22 protein-coding genes are annotated in these 21,758 nt (G+C 61.3%); 9 read left to right on the forward strand and 13 right to left on the reverse strand.

The features are described 5' to 3' along the window. Positions 1–230 precede the first annotated feature (230 nt). The 5 genes from HZC36_15815 to HZC36_15835 all read right to left on the reverse strand — a co-directional run bounded on the left by HZC36_15815 (position 231) and on the right by HZC36_15835 (position 4,797). Entirely contained in the window at positions 231–893 is a 663-nt protein-coding gene (locus HZC36_15815; GenBank protein ID MBI5708450.1) for a DUF1080 domain-containing protein, read from the reverse strand. 66 nt (positions 894–959) lie between these two features. Further along, entirely contained in the window at positions 960–2,006 is a 1,047-nt protein-coding gene (locus tag HZC36_15820; GenBank protein MBI5708451.1) for a M28 family peptidase, read from the reverse strand. After that, positions 1,979–2,590, reverse strand: coding sequence for a 5'-nucleotidase C-terminal domain-containing protein (locus HZC36_15825; protein ID MBI5708452.1), 612 nt, complete (start codon positions 2,588–2,590; stop codon positions 1,979–1,981). The genes HZC36_15820 and HZC36_15825 overlap by 28 nt, the downstream gene beginning before the upstream one ends. Positions 2,591–2,749: 159 nt before the next feature. Next, entirely contained in the window at positions 2,750–3,565 is an 816-nt protein-coding gene (locus tag HZC36_15830) for a MinD/ParA family protein (protein ID MBI5708453.1), read from the reverse strand. Next, positions 3,562–4,797 carry a hypothetical protein gene (locus HZC36_15835; GenBank protein MBI5708454.1) on the reverse strand — a complete coding sequence of 412 codons (1,236 nt, stop codon included), beginning with the start codon at positions 4,795–4,797 and terminating at the stop codon, positions 3,562–3,564. The genes HZC36_15830 and HZC36_15835 overlap by 4 nt, the downstream gene beginning before the upstream one ends. Positions 4,798–4,988: 191 nt before the next feature. Between HZC36_15835 and HZC36_15840 the strand changes: the two genes are divergently transcribed. Genes HZC36_15840 through HZC36_15850 form a run of 3 tightly spaced genes read left to right on the forward strand, consistent with a single transcriptional unit; the run spans position 4,989 to position 6,354 of the window. Continuing rightward, entirely contained in the window at positions 4,989–5,687 is a 699-nt protein-coding gene (locus tag HZC36_15840) for a hypothetical protein (GenBank protein MBI5708455.1), read from the forward strand. Between the two features lie 43 nt (positions 5,688–5,730). Beyond that, the gene (locus tag HZC36_15845; GenBank protein ID MBI5708456.1) at positions 5,731–6,084 is read left to right on the forward strand and encodes a hypothetical protein; all 354 of its coding nucleotides are present in this window, start codon (positions 5,731–5,733) and stop codon (positions 6,082–6,084) included. 18 nt (positions 6,085–6,102) lie between these two features. Further along, positions 6,103–6,354 (forward strand): DUF4926 domain-containing protein, encoded by a 252-nt coding sequence (locus HZC36_15850; protein MBI5708457.1) that lies wholly within the window; start codon positions 6,103–6,105, stop codon positions 6,352–6,354. 412 nt (positions 6,355–6,766) lie between these two features. On the opposite strand, the gene hslU is transcribed toward HZC36_15850, so the two are convergent. Then, entirely contained in the window at positions 6,767–8,227 is a 1,461-nt protein-coding gene (gene hslU / locus HZC36_15855; GenBank protein ID MBI5708458.1) for an ATP-dependent protease ATPase subunit HslU, read from the reverse strand. A 324-nt stretch (positions 8,228–8,551) separates the two neighbouring features. Here hslU and HZC36_15860 point away from each other — a divergent pair, with 324 nt between their 5' ends. Next, the gene (locus HZC36_15860; GenBank protein MBI5708459.1) at positions 8,552–8,827 is read left to right on the forward strand and encodes a flagellar biosynthesis anti-sigma factor FlgM; all 276 of its coding nucleotides are present in this window, start codon (positions 8,552–8,554) and stop codon (positions 8,825–8,827) included. 98 nt (positions 8,828–8,925) lie between these two features. On the opposite strand, the gene HZC36_15865 is transcribed toward HZC36_15860, so the two are convergent. The 4 genes from HZC36_15865 to HZC36_15880 form a co-directional block, all read right to left on the reverse strand. Then, positions 8,926–9,207, reverse strand: a complete 282-nt coding sequence (locus tag HZC36_15865; protein ID MBI5708460.1) for a hypothetical protein — start codon at positions 9,205–9,207, stop codon at positions 8,926–8,928. 358 nt (positions 9,208–9,565) lie between these two features. Then, the gene (locus HZC36_15870; protein MBI5708461.1) at positions 9,566–10,345 is read right to left on the reverse strand and encodes an ATP-binding cassette domain-containing protein; all 780 of its coding nucleotides are present in this window, start codon (positions 10,343–10,345) and stop codon (positions 9,566–9,568) included. After that, positions 10,342–11,502, reverse strand: a complete 1,161-nt coding sequence (locus HZC36_15875) for an ABC transporter permease (protein MBI5708462.1) — start codon at positions 11,500–11,502, stop codon at positions 10,342–10,344. The genes HZC36_15870 and HZC36_15875 overlap by 4 nt, the downstream gene beginning before the upstream one ends. A gap of 144 nt (positions 11,503–11,646) precedes the next feature. Further along, on the reverse strand, positions 11,647–12,345 hold the full coding sequence (locus HZC36_15880; GenBank protein MBI5708463.1) for a RibD family protein: 699 nt from the start codon (positions 12,343–12,345) through the stop codon (positions 11,647–11,649). On the opposite strand from HZC36_15880, the gene HZC36_15885 reads away from it, so the two are divergent. Both HZC36_15885 and HZC36_15890 read left to right on the forward strand, forming a co-directional pair. Beyond that, positions 12,344–12,724 carry a hypothetical protein gene (locus HZC36_15885; protein ID MBI5708464.1) on the forward strand — a complete coding sequence of 127 codons (381 nt, stop codon included), beginning with the start codon at positions 12,344–12,346 and terminating at the stop codon, positions 12,722–12,724. The genes HZC36_15880 and HZC36_15885 overlap by 2 nt on opposite strands. Before the next feature lie 54 nt (positions 12,725–12,778). Beyond that, a complete protein-coding gene (locus HZC36_15890) occupies positions 12,779–15,982 on the forward strand; it encodes a glycosyl hydrolase (protein MBI5708465.1) in 3,204 nt (1,067 codons plus the stop codon). Here the strand turns inward: HZC36_15890 and HZC36_15895 are convergent. Together HZC36_15895 and HZC36_15900 are read right to left on the reverse strand one after the other, a co-directional pair. Then, the gene (locus tag HZC36_15895; protein ID MBI5708466.1) at positions 15,979–16,740 is read right to left on the reverse strand and encodes a sugar phosphate isomerase/epimerase; all 762 of its coding nucleotides are present in this window, start codon (positions 16,738–16,740) and stop codon (positions 15,979–15,981) included. The genes HZC36_15890 and HZC36_15895 overlap by 4 nt on opposite strands. A 195-nt stretch (positions 16,741–16,935) precedes the next feature. Continuing rightward, the gene (locus HZC36_15900; GenBank protein ID MBI5708467.1) at positions 16,936–17,532 is read right to left on the reverse strand and encodes a thymidine kinase; all 597 of its coding nucleotides are present in this window, start codon (positions 17,530–17,532) and stop codon (positions 16,936–16,938) included. Between the two features lie 220 nt (positions 17,533–17,752). Between HZC36_15900 and HZC36_15905 the strand changes: the two genes are divergently transcribed. Both HZC36_15905 and HZC36_15910 read left to right on the forward strand, forming a co-directional pair. Then, the gene (locus tag HZC36_15905; protein ID MBI5708468.1) at positions 17,753–18,370 is read left to right on the forward strand and encodes a class I SAM-dependent methyltransferase; all 618 of its coding nucleotides are present in this window, start codon (positions 17,753–17,755) and stop codon (positions 18,368–18,370) included. A gap of 137 nt (positions 18,371–18,507) precedes the next feature. Continuing rightward, positions 18,508–20,349, forward strand: a complete 1,842-nt coding sequence (locus tag HZC36_15910; GenBank protein ID MBI5708469.1) for a hypothetical protein — start codon at positions 18,508–18,510, stop codon at positions 20,347–20,349. Between the two features lie 55 nt (positions 20,350–20,404). Here the strand turns inward: HZC36_15910 and HZC36_15915 are convergent, their stop codons facing one another. Beyond that, positions 20,405–21,019: a hypothetical protein gene (locus HZC36_15915; protein ID MBI5708470.1), complete on the reverse strand. Its 615-nt coding sequence runs from the start codon at positions 21,017–21,019 to the stop codon at positions 20,405–20,407. A gap of 161 nt (positions 21,020–21,180) precedes the next feature. Here HZC36_15915 and hpt point away from each other — a divergent pair, with 161 nt between their 5' ends. Next, positions 21,181–21,699, forward strand: a complete 519-nt coding sequence (gene hpt / locus HZC36_15920) for a hypoxanthine phosphoribosyltransferase (GenBank protein MBI5708471.1) — start codon at positions 21,181–21,183, stop codon at positions 21,697–21,699. Positions 21,700–21,758 lie beyond the last annotated feature (59 nt).

The following is a 21,758-nucleotide window of genomic DNA, read 5'->3' on the forward strand; positions in this document are numbered from 1 at the left end:
TCATATTACGCCGAGTCTTGGGCACTTTTCATCCGAAAAATAGTATAGATTCCCGGATCTTTCTGATAGCTTCCCGCATCTTTTTGCGATCCAGCTCACAAACAGGGCGCAAGCGGAATAAGTCGCTAAGCGCCCAATCGCATCCGCCCCATCGCTATTTCGGCACCGTGTGGAAGGGCGCGGGTTCTCTGGGCCAGCACGCGAGTCTGTAAGCCCGAGGATCAGGACGGCTAGTCGCTTGTCGGCACAATCCAGATGTTTCGAAAGTGGATGGGGTTTCCGTGGTTCTGAATCAGGATCGGCCCCTTATCCACCCACGGACCTTCGATCCCTGCCGTCGTGGACTTCTGGATCTCCACGTTGTTGTGGATCCGAATGCCGTTGTGCCAGACCGAGATGCGAGGCTTCTCAAGCAGCTTCCCAGCGCTGTCCAGCCGGGCCGATCGGAACACAATATCGTAGGTGTTCCACCACTCCGGCGGCACAATCGCGTCTTTGTCGGGGTCCTTCTGTCCGTAGATCGCCCCGATGCCGCCGTTCGCGTAGGTTTTGTTGTTCCAATTGTCCAAAATCTGAATCTCGTACCGGCCCTGGCTATAGACCCCGCTGTTCGCCCTGCCCTGGTCCTTGGCGTCGGCCATCAGAGGCAACCAGAACTCCAAATGCAGCCTAAAGTCCCCAAACTCCTGCTTCGTCATGATGTCCGGCTTTCCGGCTGTGACGATCATCTCGCCGTTCTCGACCTTCCATCCAAACGGCTCGTTCGTATTGCGGTGCCTCCACGCCGAAGTGTCGGTCCCATTGAAGAGAACGATGGCCCCCGGCGGCAACTGTGCGGGCTGAGGCGTTCCGAACGACATGGCGGCAAGCGCCGTGGACAACCATGCAGACATGGCCCATTTTAGCGAGTGCGCAGGGGGATTGTCTCGTGTAAAGCCACAGGCGCCTGACTTTCGTAACTACCAGGACGCCCGTTTCCAGACCGGCGACTGAAGCAGCCAGGTTTCCAGAGCCTTCCCGATGGTGCCGAGCGAGTTCGCCGAGCACTTGTCGGGAGTATCGGCCGTCGAATGCCACCACGAGTGGTTCGGGCCGTAGTCGAAGTCGATGAGGTCCATCGTCGGCACCCCGGCCTCGATCAGCGGGAGGTGGTCATCCTCGATCGTCGGTCCCCAACGGCTTGGAAACGCCGCCGAGAATCCTGCATTCCGCACCACGCGATAAAACGTTTGAACGAGGTCGGTCGCGTTGTTGTAGCTGTTCGGCTCGACTGGAACCGCAAGGTCCCTGTCCCCGATCATGTCGAGCAGAATTCCGTAGTGTGGCTTCGGGTTTGGCAAGTTCTTGGCAAAGTACTTGGCGCCGATGAACATCTCCTCAAGCTCGGGTCCGAGGTCCTCGCCGTCGGTCATCAGAAAGAGAACTCCAAGGTCCTTGGGCAACCGATCCTTCATCGCCCTCGCCAGTTCCAGCAGCACGGCGACACCGCTCGCACCATCGTTCGCGCCAAGGATCGGCTTCTTTTGGTTCGCTTCGACGGCGTCATAGGGGGCGTGCGGCCGAGTGTCCCAGTGCGCCAGCAAAACGACTCGCACCTTGGCGTCCTTCCAATTCTGCTCGCCGAGGATGTTCCACATCGTGTAGGTCTTCCCGTCTTCGGACCATTTGTGGGTCAGCTCCTGCAGGCGCACGTTACCACACGACTTCTTGAGTTCGTCCTGAATGAAGTCGCGGCACTTCTTGTGCTGCTCGGTTCCGGGCACGCGCGGGCCGAAATCGCACTGTTTGATCAGGTGGTCCCAAGCCTTCTTCTGATCGAAGGCATAGTCGATCTTGGGTTTGGGGGGAGCCTGTCCGGCGGGGAAATTGAACTCGGACTCCGTTGAAAACTCGCCTGATGGCTGGCCAGGGGCGGGCGTGATGCCTTTCGACGAGGCAGGCGTGGCGCCGCAGGCAGCACCCAGAAAGACCGCAGCCGCTAGAACGAGGACGACTGAGCCACCCAACGCGGCTTCGTATCGGCGGCTTTCTTTCCTGCGGCCGCCTTCTCGACGGTCATGTCCGCGACGGTTGAGACGATCTTTTGCTCGTTCCATATTTTGAAATAACCGTACCCGCCGCGAGCGAGCCCGATGGGCATCGCGACCTGATAGTTTTTGAGGTCGTCCAGGCGCTGTCCGCTCGCCGTGATCGACTTCACGCGCTGGTTGGCCGCCCCTTCGGGGTTGAATACGACCTCAAAGCCCGAAATCTGGAGGAACCCCCAGTAGGGCTGAGGATAGAGCGACAGCGAACGCTCGAACGCCTGCCGAACCTGGCTGCCCGTGAGCGAAACGATCACAACGCCGTCGGTGGGATAGACCAAAAGCTTGGAAAGATCATCGGCTTGGTGCTTTTTGGGGTCGAGCATCGCCGCCGCGATGAACGCGCCATCCGCGCCTGCAACCTCCCGCAAGATGTCCGCGACATTCTGGCCGGGACCGTAGGCATCCGATTCCGGCCCCTTGCCCTGGCTTCCAGAAACAGCCTGCCCCAAGCCGATCGCCGAAGCGATCAGCAGGATCAAGAGGGCACAAACGCGGGCTTTCAATGTCGTTTCTCCGAGACAGACTCCTAGCATGATACGCTTTCCTGACCCCAAAGTTACGCCACAAGCGGGACCATTAGCGGTCAATTCTCCGCCAAGGACTGCCACAGATTCAGGCCAAGTCCCCGGCTGTTTCCGACCATTCCGCCAGGATTCGCCGGACTAGGCCGCGCGCTTCGCGCCGAACCCGAACACGCCGAGGAACCTGTCGGCCAGGCTCGTCTTCTGAGCGGGCGCCTGGCTTGCGGTTCCCGCCACGGCGGCGGCGAGGCGCGCCACGTCGCGAGAGGCCGCGCCGGTCGGGTTCGCCAGCGCAAAAGGCTTTCTCTGCCGTGTGCAGGCGGCGGCCTGAGGGTCCATCCGCACGAAGCCCGCCATGTCGAACGACTTGCCCAAAAATTGGTTCGCGATGGAGTAAAGCTTGGCGTATACCGATCGGGCCTCCGATTCGTCCGTCGCCAAGTTCACGATCACTCGGACCTTCGCGTTCGGCGTATGGCCCCAGAGAACCTTCGCGGTGGCATAGGCGTCCACCATGCTGCTCGGGTCTGGTGTGACCACCAGCAAGACCTCGTCTGCGGCCTGCAGAAAGGCCATGACATTCTGGTCGATCCCGGCGCCGGTGTCGAAGATCAAGAAGTCCGTCTGAGCTTCAAGATCGCTGAGCTCGCTCAAGAAGGTGTTGAGGTGCCGTTGGTCCAGGTTGACCAAGGACTCGACGCCCGAGCCTCCCGCGATGAATTTGACGCCGGCTGGGCCTTCCGCCATGGATTCGATGAGCCGCACCTGCCCTGCGAGCACCTGCTCCAGGGTGTGGGCAGGCTTCGTGCCAAGCATGACGTCGAGGTTCGCAAGGCCGAGGTCCGCGTCGAAGAGTACGACGCGCTTCCCCGACTGAGAAAGCGTGATGCCGAGGTTCGTGGAGATGCTGGTCTTGCCGACGCCGCCCTTGCCGCTCGTAATCGCAATCGTTTTCATGCGGCCTCCCTTCGGCCAAACAGTCGCGACCAGAACGACCGCGACGGCTGAATGACGTTGGTGGACTGTTCGAGCAGGGCATCGCGATCGTAGGCCGCCGAACTCCCAGCCTGGGTGGAAACCTGCCAGGTACAGGAGGCCAGGGCCTGGGCCACTTGTACGGCTGCAGCGAACCTGTCGGGGTTTGAAGGGTCGCATCGCTCCATCGTCTCTCGGAGCTTTTGGGGCAGCGCCTCAAGGAGCGCGGCGGCCTGGCTGCCGCTCGAAAGCCCGGTCAGGCACTCCCGCAGCAGCGACCCTAGCGCCGCCACCTCGACCATCTCGTCGCCTTCGACGCTGGGAGCGCCCCAGAACGGGGCCAGAAGCGGCCCGTTCGCTGTGACTAGAATGTTGCTGGCGTGGATCAACCCGCAGCCGCTTGTGGCGCGGAGAAGCTGATCGCTGACCTCCGCCATGCGGGCGACGATCTGGGCGGACTCCACGGCTGACCGGGGGCCGCGCGTGCGGATCATCAAGCCCAGGTTCTCGCCCTCAAGGCGCGGCATCACAACCCACCCAAACCCGTTGAACTCAAAGAAATCGTAGACCTCCGCGATCCAGTCCGACGAGACGGAAGCGAGCTTCTTGGCGCGTCGGAGGACCTCTGCGGTCTCCATATCGCCGATCAGTGTGACGGCGCGGCTCAGGACGCTGTCGACGGCGTCGTACTGCACGCTCGTGCCGATCTGCCGTCGGCGCTTGACGTTCTCGAACCGCTCGGGCAGCGGCGTCTCAATGGGCGTTGCCTCAGGCTCGACGCTCAGGCCGTAGGCCTTGGCGATCGCCTCGCGGAGCGACGACTCTGTCGCGACGGCAAGCTTGATGCGGTGCCCAGAGAGCATCGTCGCCACATCGGTGCCATAAACGTCCAGCGGGTCGCAGATCGCGCAAAACATGACGCCTTCGGTGGCGGAAACCGGAAGAACCATGTGTCTCATCGCCATCTCGGGCGAAATGCACTGAAGGGCTTCGGACATCGGTTCGAGCGTCGCGGCGTCGACGAACGCGTAACCGTATTGGTCGGCGAGCGCTTCGGCAATTTCAAATTCAGTCACGAACCCGCGTTCAACCAGGATTTCGCCCAACCGCCGTCGGCAGGTCTGCTGCGCCGCGAGGGCTACCTGAAGTTGAAGGTTCGTGATCGAGCCGCGCTCAATGAGCAGCTCGCCCAGCTTGGTGTAGAGACCGATCATGCACAAGTTCTCCTAAGGGTATGTTCGGAGGCCCAAACCCGAATCAACAGGCCGGCCTTCCCAGCTGAAAACGGGATCGAATGTGCCCCACAGCCCTATTCCGCATCGCCGGACACTTTGTGCCCGGCAATTGCGCCTATGGAGGCCAGTGCCTGCGCAAGCGCCATCGCCAAAGGCGTATAACAGGAACGATGTACACGCCGTACGACTGGCAGGAAGCGATCGGGCATCGAGCGCAGTTCATTGAAAGCAAGCTCGCGCTAGGAACCCCGGTGATCGCCGCTTCGTGCGATGCCGGCGTGCTGATGTTCACGCTTCGCAGGCAGTCGAGGAAGGTCTTCGAGGTGTATGACCGGCTCATCATGGGCGCCATCGGACAGCAATCCGACATCGAGGCGGTCCGACTCGCAGCCATAGACTTCTGCCATCGAGAAGGCTACGCGCACAGTGAAGAGGATGTGACCTTGCACCGCCTGATGAACGCGATCAGCGCTCCGATCAAGCGGGCTTTTGCAGACTTTTCCTCCGCGCCGATCGTGGCCTCGAGCCTGTTTGGCGAGGTCGGGACGGCGCCTGAAGACGATCAGTTCGCCGTGATGGATTACGACGGCGACTATCGGACCAGCAAAGTCAGCGCGTTCGTCGCGGCAGACCCGAACCTGTCGGATTCCCTTCACAAGAAGCTCTCGGCTCTGGAGCTTGCCGGCAAGACCCCGGAGGAGGGAATTGCCATGCTGCAGAGCATTTGGGAGAGCGCCCTAAAGGAAACGGCCTCAAGGATCGACGGCTATGAGCCGGAAGAAGGCCTAAGGCCGGAAGGAGCCATCTTGCTGCGTAAGCCGATGGGAGAATCCCGATACCGGCACGTGAGCGACAACCTTGGTGAGTGAGGAATCCTGCCTCCTCTATGAGCATACAATTGAACCCTCCACCATGCTGTTACCACACGCCGAAGTGGCCGAGATACCGGAAGCCAAAGTGCGCCATTACCTCTTGAGTAAAGAGCACAAGGACGGAAGAAGCAAAGCGCTCTTTTTCGAGCAATTTGGATTCAAATCTGATATGTGGATGGTTTTGCTCGCGGCGCTCAAGGAGCATGCTCGGGTGCACGAAGTCTCGAAGATCGAGACAACACCCTTCGGGACCAAGTACACCATTGACGGTGTCCTGAATACTCCGACCGGCGACATGCCGAACGTGAGGGTCGTGTGGTTCGTCGAAAGAGATGAGGAGATACCGAGGCTGGTGACGGCGCATCCGCTCGCTCGAAAGCCGCAGACGGAATAGACTAAGATAGGAGGAGCCATGTCGAAAGGTCATCGAATTAAGGAGTTGGATCGGGTGGTGCTGACCAAAGCACTGCCCGAACACGGCTTGGTGGCAGGCGACGTGGGGACTGTCGTGCTCATCCATCGGGGCAGCGCTGGCTACGAGGTCGAGTTCGTTGCGCTTGACGGAGAGACAGTCGCGGTGGCAACCGTATCGGCGAGCCAGGTCCGATCGATCTTGCCGAAGGAGCTCTCGCATGCCCGAAGCTATGTGGGCGCTTCAGGTTAATGTTGGCGCATAAAGTTCGTGGCTGATCTTGCCGACGGCGAACATCACCTATGGGGCAAGGCCTTGGGCTGCCGGACAGCCCGAGCCGTTGGGACAACGTTGCCAAAGAATACTGAACAACCTCAGAGTATGGAGAGTCTCGATGGCCGAGAATGCAGAGGTAATGGCGTGAGACTGCGTATGAGTCACCGGGCCGAGGTGTGGCTCTTATTGGCCTGCGCCATCGGCATTCTTGGTCTCAGCCTTCCTGACCTGGTTGGCGGACGTGTCGATTCTGGGGTAAGAGGACTTCTAACCTGTGCAATCGTTTTGCTGCTCTTCTGGTCCAAGCTTTCCCAGAAGAAAACCTGATCGGTCTCAGCCTGAAGTCTAGCGCCAACTGCATCTTGTCAATCGTTTCTCGCCTCTCGCCTCAGAGGATATACCGGCTCAAATCGACGTCCTGGGATAGCTTCGCCAGCCGCTCGCGAACCTTCGCGTCGTCGATCTCCACCTTCTTCGCCGCGCCCTCGGGAGCGTCGAACATCAGGTCCTCCAGCAGCCGCTCCATGACGGTGTGAAGCCGCCGCGCCCCGATGTTCTCGGTCTTGCTGTTCACCTCCACTGCGATCCGCGCGATCTCATCGAGGGCCTTCTCCGTGAACGTCAGCGAGACCCCGTCGGCCTTCAACAGCTTCGAATATTGGGTGGTCAGGGCGTTCTGCGGCTCGCGCAGGATCCGCCGGAAATCGTCTTCCGTGAGGTTCTCAAGCTCCACACGGATCGGCAGCCGGCCCTGCAATTCCGGGATCAAGTCGCTTGGCTTGCTCATGTGGAACGCCCCGGCGCAGATGAACAAGATGTGGTCCGTCCGCACCGGCCCAAACTTGCTGGCCACCGTCGAACCTTCGATGATCGGCAGCATGTCGCGCTGCACGCCCTCGCGGCTCACATCCGGCCCCGATCCGCCCGACTTCCCCGCCACCTTGTCAATCTCGTCGATGAACACGATGCCTGTCTGCTCGGCGCGCTGCACGGCCTCCCGATGCACGCCCTGCCGGTCCACCATCTTCTGGGCTTCCTGCTGGAACAAAACCTCCTTGGCTTCGGCGACCGTCACCTTTCGAGTCGAACGGCGCGACTGGAAAGGACTCGACATCCCTCCCACATCCAGGCCCATCTCCTCCAGCCCTTGCGGACTGAACACCTGCACAAACGGGCTGCTCGGCTCCTCGACCTCCACCTCGACGACCTTGTCATCAAGCGCCTTGCCCTGAAGCTGCTTGAGCAGCCGCTTACGAAGCGCGGCTCTACGCTTTTCGGCTTCCTCATAGCTTTCGGAATCGACTTCCTCATCCTCTTCCGGATAGTCGTCCTGCATCTTGGAGCCAAAGATGGCGAAGGCCTGCTTGACGATCGGGTTGTCCAGCTCCGCCGGACGCTTGCGCTTCTTTGGCCGATCGGGAGAGGCGTCCACCAGCAGGTCGGCAAGCGTCTCAAGAGCACGGCGCTCGGCTTCGGGGCGGATCGCCTCGATCTTCTCTCGTTCAACGAGCCTTACCGCTGCTGCGGCAAGGTCGCGAATCATGGATTCCACATCGCGGCCTACATAGCCGACCTCGGTGAACTTGGTGGCCTCGACCTTGACGAATGGCGCGCGCGCGAGCTGGGCAAGGCGCCGGGCGATTTCGGTCTTTCCGACGCCCGTGGGGCCGATCATCAGGATGTTTTTGGGCAGAATATCCTCCCGTTCTTCCTGGGGGAGCTGCTGGCGACGGTAGCGATTGCGCAGGGCGACTGCCACGGCACGCTTGGCGGCATCTTGCCCGACGATGTACTTGTCGAGGGCCGCGACAATCTGCCTTGGGGTCAGGTCTTCAATGGGGAGCGACATGAGGTGTGGGTGAAGACTCAGAACAACTCTCACCACTCTTGCGATTCTCACAAAATCGCCCTAAAGATCTCTCTCCAACCTGCCGTCATTTACTGATGTAGGAGCACTCCGCTCAAACAGAAACAGGGCACGACGGGGGTAACCCCGCTCACGCAAAGCCTAGGGTCTCTGGAGCCTTGTGAGGATTGTGAGAGTGGTGAGAATCGTGAGAATCGTCCGGAACTCCGGAATCAACTCTCACCAATCTCACCAGATTCACCCTTCTCACCGTTCCGAGAAAGCCGGGTTGCCTGTCTGAGATCGTGGGCTGCCGTGGAGCAAGCCATGCGCATATCAGACGCCGAAGTACAACGTATCCTGCAAAAGCAGGCCTCTCTCGTTGCCGACATCGACTCGATCGCCGACGGGATCGACGAACCCACCTATGAGATCGACCCCCAGTTCGTGAAGGAGCTGGCGCGCCGCGTCAACGAGATGCCGGACCGAGAAGACTTCATCACCGAACTGAAAGCCCGGATCGACGCTGGGACCTATAACCCCACTGCGGACGAAATCGCCGAAGCGATGATCCGAAGGACGATTGCGGATCGGGTGCGGTGACGGGTGCTCAGGTGCTCAGGTGTTCAGGTGTTCGGAAGCTGAGTTTAAGGGCTCTATCCTGAAAACCTGAAAACCCGAACACCACAGCACCAACAGACTTACACAATCAGTTCTTTCGTCAGCGAGGAATTGACGACGCCCACGTACCAGCTTCCCTTTTCCTCATTCGGCGATTCGTGCCAATCGTAGAGGTAGCCCGTCACAAGGTCATCCGATTGCAGCGCGTCGGAGAGTTGGAGCCGGGGGACCCACACCTCCTTCAGCACCGGATAGAACTCCGAGGGCATCGGCCCGAGCATGAGGCGGTAATCATCGGTCACATCCACGACCACGATCCGCGCGAGATTCCATTCCCAGAGGTTTCCGTCGATTGCATCCATGGTCCACGTCCTGTGTTCCAGTAGAGGGGACGGATGGAATCGCGAATTGGATTTATGGGTTCGGGCCAATGGGGCGGCCAGTTGTCCACAAATGAGGCTCATCGGCTCATTTTCGTAGAGCTTTCAACACCAGTCCGGCGCCTATGCTTCCGAGGATCACTACCCCCGAGTAGAAGATCACCCAAATCACGTATCCGCCGGAAACTCGGCCATGTCCCGCCGCATTCAATCCGAAGACGATGAGAAGCACCGCAAGAGATGTCAGCGCGAAGCCAGTGATTCCTGATCGCCACCTTCCTGATGTGCCGGACCCCATCAAATTTGATTATGAAATCTATGGAGCCTTGCACCACTTCCGTCAAGGATCTACCAATCTCCCCTCCACAATCCTCAGAACCCGGTCGGCGGCGGAGAGCATCGACTCGTCGTGCGTCACCATCACCAGCGACCCCTCACCCCGGTGCTCGTTCAGGAGCGCCACGACCTGTTCCCCGGTCTTGTGGTCGAGGGCGGCGGTGGGCTCGTCGGCGAAAATCACCTTGGGGTCCCCCAGAAGCGCCCTCGCCACACAGACCCTTTGACGCTCGCCGACGCTGAGCTCGTGGGGCAGCCGGTGTGCTTTCCCGCCCAAGCCAAGGACTTCGAGGAGTTCACGCGCCCGTTCCTCTGGTGAATTCGCCGCCACGGAGCGCCCAGACACCCCCTCGGCATCCGCTGCGCTACCCTGCGACCTCTGCGAGAACTCCGCCTGCGCCGGTACGAAACCCCGATTCATCGGGGCAGGCCCGGCGGCTACGGCCCTCCCCTTTGGAGGGGACGCCAACACGACGTTCTCAAGCGCACTCAAGTAACCCAGCAAGAACGGCTGCTGAAATACGAAGCCAAACTCCCTCAGCCTCAAGCGGCTTCGCTCGACCTCCGGCATAGCTGCCAGGCATTGCCCGTCGTAGGTGATCCTCCCGGAGGTTGGCGTCTTGAGCCCACTGAGCAGGTAGAGAAGCGAAGACTTTCCAGAGCCTGAGGGTCCAAGGATGCCGACGAACTCCTTGCTCTCGATCTGAAGATCCAGATCGCGGCAGGCGAAGACCTCCCGCCCGTGATCCTCGTACCGAAGGCTGGCCCTCTCCGATAGGATCAAACGAGCCTCCTTTCAACGATGGCCACCGGGTCGAACTTGCGAAACCGAAGGAACACCGTCGTGGTTCCCGCCAGCAACACGGCAACAGGGACGGGGATCGTGTATATAAAGGCGCCCTGGTTCAGCACATCCAGCGCATAGGCATTGGGGTCCATCACGACAGCCTTGATCGCGTTGAGCATCCCGTACGCGCCAAGAACACCCAGCACCCAACCTCCCAGCATCACCCACAGGGTCTCGCGAAACATCCGGCTCAAGAGCTGCCTCCGGGTGTAGCCAATGGCTTGCAGCAACCCAAACTCCACCAGCCGCTGCGACTGGTAGATGTTCATCAGCATTGCCATCATCACCGTAATCACGAGCACCAAGATCCCGATAACGAGGTCGAGGATCTTGTAGAGCGTGTTGAACATCTCGCGGGTGTCCTTCTCCAGAAGATGATAGGCGTAGAGCTGCACCCGCTCGCCCTTGAAGGCCCGTTCCGCCCAGCGGTCGAGCTTCTCCTGGTCTACACGATTGCCCGCGAACACAAGGAGGTACTCAAGGGGCGGGAGGTGGTTGAGCTGGAGGTAGGTGGTGTCGGCGAGCATGACCCAGCTTTGAGTTTTCGCGATGCCGACCACCTTGACCGCATACGGCGAATAGCGCTCCCTCTCGGTGGGGCTCAAGAGAGCGTCTCCGATCTTGAGCTTGAGGTTGGTTGCCACCGGCTCGCTGATCACGCACTCGGGCATGCCGGCTTCCGGGTACCGCCCCTTGAGCTCGGTCATCCCCACCCTTTCGAGGTAGTAGCGAAGGTCGTCGGGAGCCAAACCCAGTACGGCAAAGGGCCACTTGCCCACGATGCTCTTGACCACAGCGCTGGTGGCCCTGCAGGTCAGAACTCGATCGATGGGTACCGGCGCGTGCGTCTCAATTCCCCTCCGGATCTTGGGAAGAGAGGTAACGTCGCCGCGCGTACTCACGGCCAGCATGAATTTGGAGTAGCTGTAGGTGGTTCGGATGGAGAGCGGGATGGAATCCATCATCGCGACGATCCCCGCGATCAGCAGCACCGCGAGCAAGATAACGGCGACCAGGGGAACCGTCCGGCCCCAATTTCGAAAGAGATAGGTGCTCGGCGCAAGCGGTTTGGAGGTGATGCGTCGGGCGGACATAGATTCAAGAGAGTACTACGGCAGCAGGATGCCAGATGTGCGTTATTACGCGTGGCCGCAGGTCTTTAGCCTGCGAACAGGACGCCAAGAGGTGCGTGCGCCACATCGGCCGGGAATCATCGAACGCAAGTTTTGGACCTGAGGTTACGACTTTCTTCGATACCGCAAGAACAACTCATCCCCGACTCGGCACTCCGAAATCAGTTCGAAGTTCTGTAGATGCCCGCGCGGCAAAGGCTCGCCTCCCGCATACGTCGGGGTGGTTCTACCCAGCTTCACCCTCGGCGCCAGCGTCAGGAACAGCTCGTCGACCACTCCAAGGCCAAACAGCTCCCCGTTGAGTTCGCTTCCGCCCTCCACCAGTAGCCTTGCGACACCCCGCTCGACCCTCAAGAACCGAAGCAAGCCGCGGAGATCGAGCTCTCCATCAACTGAGGGAAAGTGCATCACCCCGTGGGGCAGGCTCTTGGGCTGCCTTTCCAGAGCCCTGGCCTCCCCACCGGCGATGATCGCCTTTTCAGGCACGTCGGTGAAAAACCGGGATCCCAGAGGCACCTGCCCCGACCGGGTTACCACCACCCGCACCAAGTGAGTTGGAAACCAAATGCCCTTGGTCGCCCTGAGCGTTCCTGCGCCGATCATCACCGCATCGGCGGCGGCCTGGATTTGGCGCATGGCCGCGTGGTCTGCCGGCGATCCAAGGTCCATCACCGCCTCCTCGCGCGAGCCGGACACCGTCTTGCCATCCAGCGTCATCACCATGTTGGTGAACACGTATGGCCGATCCTCCGGCGCGGCGGGGAACAGAAGGTCTTCGTAGAGCGGGGGTATCGTGTCCGCCATGCGAGGCTTGTACCCTACGTTGGCCCTCGCAGGCGCCTGTTTCATCGCAATATCGGGCTGCTCGGGCCGAACCATCCAGGGCGTGTGGTACGGCGACCTGCCGGGCACGCGATACAAAGAGTGCCGAATCGAATTGCGACCGGCCGCAGAACTCCGCGCCTCCTGCAAGAGCCCGTCCGAGACAATTGTGCAAGGGAGCTACCGTCTCGAAGGCGACACATTGACCCTCAACCTTTACCGTGCTCTGGAAGGCGAGAGGCTCAAGAACCTCGAGATCCGGGAGTCCGCGTGGAGTCTCAAAGGCCCGGGAAACCACATCGTTCTTTCGCCTCCCCTCTCCTATCTGCAAGAGGTCGAATGGGAAAGAAGACCGCAGTAGAGGTCTTGCGTGGCATACTTCGTCGTGACGATCTGCAGTCCCGGAGCCAACTCTATGCGTCAACGAGCCTTTGCCCTCGCAGCCAGCCTGCTCTTAGTCGCCATCGCCGCCGCCTCGGCCGCTCAAACGGTCGATAGCCTGACCTTCGCCAACCTCAAGTGGCGCTTGATCGGCCCCTTCCGCGGTGGCCGTTCGATCGCCGTGGCCGGCGTGACCTCGCGCCCAACCGAGTTCTACATGGGCGCGACGGGCGGCGGCGTCTGGAAATCTAGCGACAGCGGCGACACCTGGAAGTGCGTCTCGGACGGCTTCTTCGAGTCGTCCACCATTGGCGCGCTGCAGGTCTCCGAGAGCGACCCGGACATCGTGTGGGCGGGTACGGGCGAGGGCTGCGTGCGCGGCAACATCACGGTGGGCGAGGGGGTTTACAAGTCCACCGATGCGGGCAAGTCGTGGACCCATATGGGCCTTCGTGAGACCCAAACTGCAACCCGCATCCGCATTCACCCCACGAATCCAGACATCGTCTATGTGGCGGCGCTCGGGCACATTTTCGGGCCCAACAAGGAGCGCGGAGTCTACAAGACTACCGACGGCGGCAAGACCTGGAAGCAAGTGCTCTTCGTCAGCGACAAGGCCGGCGCCGTGGACCTCTGCATGGATGCCAAGAACCCGGAGGTTCTTTACGCCGCAACCTGGGAGGTCTATAGGACTCCTTACACCTTGAGCAGCGGAGGGCCGGGCTCCAAGATCTTCAAGTCCACCGACGGCGGCAAGACCTGGACCGACCTCTCGGCAAATCCAGGGCTCCCCAAGGGCGTGCTTGGACGCATCGGCATCGCCGTTTCGCCCGCGAACCCCCAGCGGCTCTACGCAAGCGTCGAAGCGCTGGACGGCGGCCTGTTCACCAGCACCGACGGCGGCGCGACCTGGGCCCTCACCAGCGACAACCGCAACTACCGCCAGCGGGCCTGGTACTACAGCCACGTCTACGCCGACCCGAAGGACGAGCAGACGATGTACGTCCTGAATGTCGGCGCGGGCAAGTCCACTAACGGCGGCAAGACCTTTACGGGGTTTAGCCCGCCTCACAGCGACAACCACGATCTTTGGATCAACCCGAACGATCCCAAGATTTGGATCAGCGGGAATGACGGGGGCGCCTCAGTCACGAAGGATGCTGGCCGCACATGGACGGCGCAGGATATGCCGACCGCACAGTTCTATCACGTTACGACCGACAGCTTCTATCCGTACCGAGTCTATGGAGCCCAGCAAGACAACAGCTCCATCCGCATCGCCAGCCGAACCTTCGGGTTCGGGATCGGGCGAACGGACTGGGAGGGAACCGCCGGTGGCGAGAGCGGCTATCACGCCGTCAAGCCCGACGACCCCGACATTGTCTTCGGCGGCAACTACAGCGGCGACCTTTCCATGATCAACCACAGGACCGGCGACCGCCGTCAGGCGGACCCTTGGCCCGACAACCCGATGGGCCACGGCGCCATTGACTCGGTTCAGCGATTCCAATGGACCTTCCCGATCCTCTTCTCGCCCCACAACCCTAACAAGCTTTATACGTGCAGTCAGTTCGTGCTCGAGTCAACAGATCTGGGCCAATCCTGGAAGAAGATCAGCCCGGACCTGACCCGAAACGACCCCAAAACCCTGCAATCCTCCGGCGGACCGATCACCAAGGACAACACCGGCGTGGAGGTGTATGGAACGGTCTTTACATTGGCCGAGTCGCCCGTCCAGAAGGGCGTGCTTTGGGCTGGATCAGACGATGGACTCGTCCACGTCACCCGCAATGGCGGGCGGTCTTGGACGAACGTAACCCCCAAGGGTCTCCCCGAGTGGGTGCGGTGCAGCATGATCGAGGCTTCACCGCACGATGCCGGCTCGGCGTTCCTGGCGGCGAACAACTTTCAGAACGACGACAGGGCGCCCTACGTCTATGTGACGCACGACTACGGCAAGACTTGGGAGCGCAGGGTCAACGGCATCCCGCGCGAGTGGTTTGTGCGCGTGGTGCGCGAGGACCCGAAGCGCAAGGGCCTGCTCTTTGCGGGCACAGAGCGCGGCGTGTTCGTCACCTGGAACGACGGCCTGTCGTGGCAGCCCCTCAAGATCAACCTGCCGAATACGCCGATTCACGACCTGACGATCAAGGATGACGACCTGGTGGCCGCCACGCACGGGCGCGCATTCTGGATCCTCGACGACATCTCGCCGCTCCGGCAGCTCGACGACGCCAAGCGCAAGGCGCAGCGCCTGTTCGTCTTCAACCCGCGCGACGCGGTGATGGGCGGCGGTGGCGGCCGGCGCGGTCCCCGTGGGGCAGGTTCTCAACCTGCCTCCGACGCGAATGAGGAGATGGGTGAGAACCCGATGCGCGGACTCGTCGTGGGCTATCAGCTCAACGACAAAGCCGACTCGGTCACGATAGAGATGTTCGATAGGGACGGAGTCTTGATTGGGCGCTCGAATTCGGCCCCGACGGAAAAGGGCTTCCAGCGCGCGACGATCAGCACGGTGAACTACCCTGGTTACCGCAGCTTTCCGAACATGATCTTCTGGTTCGGTACCGGCGGCGGCGTACCCATTCCACCTGGAACCTACAAGGTGAAGGTCACCGCAAAGGGCAAGGACGGGGCAGGCAAGGATTGGACTGAGGCCGGCGAGACCACGATCCACGCGATGCAGGATCCCCGGTGGTCCTGCTCCGAGGCCGACCTTCAGGAGCGGACCAAGTTCGCGCGCCAGATCGTCGAGCGGGTGAACGAGGCCAACGACACCGTGGTGCAGATCCGCAACCTGAAGGCGGACATCACGCAGGCGATCACCGACTCGAAGGACGATGGGGACCTGAAGCTCGCTGGCAACCGCCTTTCGGCCGCGCTCTCGGCGGTCGAGGAAGAGCTTTACCAGGTGAAGAACCGCGCCGGGCAGGACCCCCTGAACTACCCGATCAAGCTGAACAACAAGCTAGCGGCGCTGCTCGGCGTGGTGCAGGGCAACAACCACGCGCCGACGGCACAGTCGCGCGAGGTCTACGCGATGCTCACCAAGCTGCTGAAGACTCAGCTCGACCTCTTCAAGGGCTTCACGACGAAGGAGCTCGCCGACTTCAACAAGCTGGCGACGGCGAAGGGTCTGAAGGCGATCGCGGTTCGGGGCAAAGCCGAAGCCGGCGGTGGCGGCGGCTTCGGGGGTGAGGAGGACGAGGATCGAGATAGGGATGGGGACGGAGGTTAGCGGTTCCCGGTGCAGAACCCGCCCTGCACCAGATACTTGTAGCTCTCCTCGACGGCTTGCATCATGTCGGTCGCGCATTCGTCGAGTTCGACCGTCGCCCAGCGCAGCACGCTCGGGTCGGCGGCCGCCATGATCGCGCCGATGTCCTGCTTGCCTGCCCCGACCGCCTGATGCGGCTGGCCCTGGACCAGCGGTCCATCCTTCACGTGGATCATAGGGGTGCGGTCTGCGTACTTCGCCAGCATGGCCGCGGGATCGTTCGCCCCGAACGCCGCCGCCCAATACACGTCCATCTCCAGCTTGAGGTTGGGGCAATCGTCCAACAGCCACTCGATCGCCAGCCTCCCCTCGACCGGTTGGAATTCGAACCAGTGGTTGTGCAGGCACATGGTGAGCCCAGCGGCCTCCAGCCCGGGCAGCACGGCGTTGACCTTCTCGGCGGTGCGCTTGATCGCCTCGACGCTCTCGTAGTCGGGAATCCAAAAGCCCGCCATCAAGAGGTCCGTGCCCAGGATCTTGGCGGTGTCAATGGTCTCCTGAAGGGTCTCGGGGGTCGGAAAGGCGCAGCTATAGGCTGAGACCTGCATCCCGAATTGGTCGACTGCATTGCGAAACTGAGCCGCGTTCATCCCGGAGCCGGGACCGCTTTCGACCGCCTTGTAGCCAATCCTGGCGATGCGCCCGAGGATGGACAGGTGGTTGCTGTTCGCCATCTCGTTGCGGACGGTGTAGAGCTGGATGGAGATGGGAATGACCATGTTGCGAACGCTACCCGATATTCAGGGGCTTCCCCGGTGCCGCCTCACCCCCGTTCACTTTGTTCGCCGAAGGAACCGGGGCAGGCACCGACCCTCTCCCACGAGGGGAGAGGGAGTCATCGCCTCACCGACTCACCGTTTCTCCCCTTCCCCTGTCTCCGTCTCACCCACTCTCCGACTCTCCGACTCACCGTCTCAGCCCTTCCGCCCTTGGCCACGGAGCTCGAAGCAGTTGCGGCAGCGTGCTTCGTAGGCTTCGGTCGCGCCGATCAGCACGGTCGGGTCGTCCACATGCGCGGGCTTGCCGTCGATTTGGCGGTAGGTGTGGCTGGCCGGTGCGCCGCACTTCATGCAGATCGCCCGCAGCTTGATCACCTCGTCCGCCGCCACCATCAGCGCCCCCATCGGGCCGAACGGCTTTCGTCGAAAGTCCTGGTCCAGCCCCGCGCAGATGACCTCCTTTCCCAAGTCGGCGAGCCGGACGACGAGATCGGTCAGCGAGGGATCGAAGAACTGAGCCTCTTCGATGCAGACGACCTGCGTATCCTTGTCGATCTTGTCCGCCAGTTCACGGACGTTCCGCACCGGCACGGCCTCGTGCTTGACGCCCATGTGCGTGACCACCATCATCTCGTCGTAGCGGGTGTCGATGCTGGGCTTGAAGACCTGCACCCTCTTCTTGGCATAGAGCGCACGCCGTGCCAGCCGGATCAGCTCCTCGCTCTTGCCGGCGAACATGCTGCCGCAGACGACCGTGATCTGGCCGAGCGGCCTGGTGCGGGGGCGGGACATGGGTGAATGTTAGCGCAATGGGGGCGAAGGGGTTCGGGGTTCAGGGTTTGGGGGTTCCGGACTTTGCGTTTCTTTGCGTATAGGCGGCTTTGCGAGAAATCCGATAGCCGGCGACAACAAGGAGCTTCGGAGCTCGCCCGGAGTCTCCACCCCAAAACCCCCCTCCTTGTCTTCGCTGTGCGAAAACAAGGAGGGGGGTCGCCGGAGCTACCATAGCGGTGTGAGCGAGATCAAGCGCCATTGGGAGGAGGTCTATGGGCGAAATGCGCCGGAGGACGTGAGTTGGTATCAGGTGGAGCCCGAGCCCTCACTTTCGCTGATCCTGCGTTGCGGCCTACCTCTCGAGGCGCCGATCTTGGAGGTCGGAGGCGGGGCCTCGCGCCTGGTGGATGCGCTGCTCGACCATGGTTTTAGCAGGCTATCTGTTCTGGACGTCTCTGGCGCGGCGCTTGCCATCGTGCGGCGAAGGCTGGGGGACCGGGCCTCTCAAGTTCGCTGGATCGAATCTGACGTCTTTGATGCGCCGCTGGAGCCGGGTTCGCTGACGCTCTGGCACGACCGGGCGGTGTTTCATTTCTTGGTCGAACCGGAATCGCGGCGGGCGTATTTCCAGCTTCTTTCGGAGTCGTTGATGAAGGGCGGCTTCGCGGTGTTGGGAGCGTTTGGGCCTGAGGGACCGGAGTCGTGCAGCGGCCTGCAGGTCCAGAGGGTCTCGGAGGCCTCACTCGTGGGGGAAATGGGGCCTGGGTTTGAACTTGTGGAGAGCCTGATTCATGAACACCGGACGCCGTTTGACACCGTCCAGCAGTTCCTGTTCGCACGGTTCATGAAACTCTGACAGCCCATGCCCTCTTACTTCATCTCTTCATCCCTTCATCTCCCTAGCTCCCCCCGGCAGGGATCACCACCCGTCTCGCCGAAATGGGATCCATGCTTTGCGCGGCGCTATGCCTTCTTGCGGCTTCGGGAGCCCCCATGACCGGTCCCTCACTATCGCAGATACCTCGCCTTACCAGTCCCTTCTTCGACCTCGCGCTCGATCCAATAAGGCCCCGGTTCGAGAAGCTCGCGATTGACGGCCTGGGCAAGGGGCGCTATGGGGATGGGGCCTGTTTGCCGAGCGAGGAACCCGAGAGCACCCTGAAGCTCACCTGGGTGAACCCGTCCATGGCCGTCTATGCCGACTCCAAAGGCTACGCCGCCTGGACGGTCTCATTGAAAGGGCGAATCCTGACGCTGCGCTCGAACTTTGTCCAGGGATCTCCGGTGAACCGCCCTTTTGAGCTTCGGTTTCGCCAGAAGGCCAACCATGCCACGCTACTCGGGCTGATGGCTCCTGACAGCCGCGCGGTCCAGCTTCCCTGTGTGCTGCACTTGCCAGACCAGGGCTCGATTCGCATCAAGGGCCAGGGCGCGCTGCCCTATGACGCCAGGCGCTATGTCAAGCCGGAGCCCTATGTCTCGATTGCCTTTCCGGCCGCGACCGTTGGCCAAAAGAAGGTGAGCTACACCCTTGATGCCACCTGCATTTTCCCAAACTGGAAGGGCGCGGACGGTCCCCTGTTCGACGGCTTCAAGCGGGGCTATCTGAACATCTTCCAGCTCAACCCAAGGTTCCGAATGCTGTGCAACAACGCGTCCAGCGACGCGGTGCCGTTCACCGTCTACATGCTCGCTGAGGTCGCCAAAAAGGCCCCCGAACTCGTCCCCGGCCTGCGCGCCATGGACCTGGTCAAGGCGACCGTAGACCGCTATCTCGCCGGCGAGAAGGGCTACGGGCTGCGCGGGTATGGGTCCACCGGATCCGACGCCGACATCGTGGGCTGGGCCACCCCTTACGATTCGCTCGACACCTACCCAAGCCTCCTCATCGCCGCGTGCGAAGTGGCGAAAGCCGAGCGCGACACGACCTGGGCCAAAGCCAGCTTTGCGACAATCTCTTCCTGGGCTAAGGAGATGATGGCCGGGGACCGCGACGGCAACGGCCTGGTTGAATACCCGCGGACCGGGAACTTCGGCGATCGACCCGTTCCCTCGAACCGCCCCTCGAACTGGTGGGATTGCATCAACTTCGGGCACGAGGACGCCTATGCGAATGCGCTGGCTTATCGCGCCTCTGTCCTGCTCGCCGAACTCGCTAGACGGCTCGGGCACAAGGACGAGGCTGCTTCCGCGACGGCTTTCGCCGTCAAGCTCAAAGCAAGCTACCATGCCACCTTCCTGAACCCCAAGACCGGCCTCCTTGCGGGATGGCGAAGCAAGGACGGGCAACGGCACGACTATGCGTTCCCCTTCGTCCAGGGCATCGCCGTGGCCTATGGTCTGCTAACCCCTGAGCAGGGAAACAAGGCGATGGACGTGCTGCTGGCCAAGATGAAGGCTGTGGGGTTCAACCGGTTCGATCTGGGTCTCCCGGGCAACCTGATCCCTGTTCCCAAGGGCGACTACGTCAAGCACGATTGGGCCGGGGCGATCGGCGTTGGAGAGCCCAGCCTGGACGACGGCTCGGACGCTTTTCAGATCTATGAGAATGGTGGCGCGACGGGGTGCTATGCCTTCTTCACGGTCCGGGCGCTCTACCAGCTTGGGCGGATCGAAGATGCACGGCGGGTGTTCCTTCCCATGCTTCAGGGCTATGCCGAGGGCAACTTCATGGGGTTTGGGCCGAATGGGCAGTCGAAGGACTGGCGCGCCTGGGACGGGACCTGCCACGGCTATGAGGGGTTGCTGGTGGACGCATTCATGACGCTCCTCTGCGTTGAGGATGAACTGATGTCGCGGCTCATCGGCGTGCCCAAGTTGAACGAGCGGCCCTGATCCCACGCAAGCAATGCTCGTTAGCTCTTTCGAAGCGTGGATTCAGCGAACATCGTCAGGACGGCTTTTTCGCTTGTGGTTCCGGCGGCTGTGCCCTAAGCGCGGCGCCAAAACACCTATTGAGCTTGCGTGTTTCTCCGTCGAACTCGGCCATCCACGATTCACCCCTCCCAGGCCATAGGAAATTGATGCGGTAGTACGGACTCCCATTAGGGGTGAAACGGCCACCAAAAAGCGGTTCTGGTCCCGCGCTATATCCTCTGATCGTGGCCCTGGACGCAACTTGCTTGCCGACATAAGGCTCAAGGAGCGCCCTGGCGAACTGCTCGCTAAGCGGCCCGGATTCGGTGCATGCTTGATGTTCAAGTGGCGGCAACGTGGCGGACGCAATGCCGAACTCTGGAGTCGCCATCAGGGACGCCTGCACTCCGGATTCGTCTTGGAGAAGCACGACGAACACCTTTCCTTGGTGGTTCCGGTCCATCACCCTAATGGAAGCCCACCGCGAAAGATCTGGTAGTCCCCACCGAGCCAAGAACTGCTTGGCGGCAGGGAGCGCCACAGCTTCGGCGTGCCGCTCTTCGGCAAGCGCCCGAAGCCGGTTAGAAACCGGGATCGAGCCGGCAGCCAGCAACACCAGGACAACGAAGAACAGAGTGTACTTACGCACGCCTACCAGGCACCTTACCTTGCCTTGCGCTTCCCGCCGATCGAGGCTCCTGTCTCCTCGTCCACAACGAGGATGCACTTGTCGAAGCGCACGACGTAGGCATAGCGAAGTCGTCGCGCCGCAAGCAACGAAGCGCCTGACGGGTAACCTCAGACCTCCCCATGCCCCACGACGTCCTACTCACTTCAGCCGAGATCCAAGGCAAGATCAAAGACCTTGCCCACCAAATCAAGAACGACTATGGGGACGACCCCGTGCTGCTCGTAGGTGTGCTCAAGGGCTGCGTCTACTTCCTGACCGACCTATCGCTAGAATTGGGACTGAACTTCACGCTCGACTTTGTCCAGGTGTCCAGCTATGGCAGCGGAAAGAGCTCGACCGGCGTGGTCCAGATCGTCAAGGACCTGGACGTGAACATCGAGGGCAAAAACGTGCTGATCGTGGAGGACATCGTGGACACGGGCCTCACGCTCAGTCACCTTCGCGACTTGCTCGGAACACGCCACCCAAAGACCCTAAAAGTCGTCTCTTTGCTCACCAAACCTGAAGCCCGCGTGGCCCACGCGCCGATAGAATATGTTGGATTCGAGATACCGAACGAATTTGTGGTAGGATACGGGCTGGACTACGCAGAGCGGTATCGCAATCTGCCCTACATCGCGGTTTTGCGCGAAGAGTAGGCCTCCAGACTTCCTTTTCTGATTCGGGCTGGGACCTTCTACCGGCCCATTGAATCTCA

Source organism: Armatimonadota bacterium, from assembly GCA_016223145.1.
GTDB lineage: Bacteria > Armatimonadota > Fimbriimonadia > Fimbriimonadales > Fimbriimonadaceae > Nitrosymbiomonas.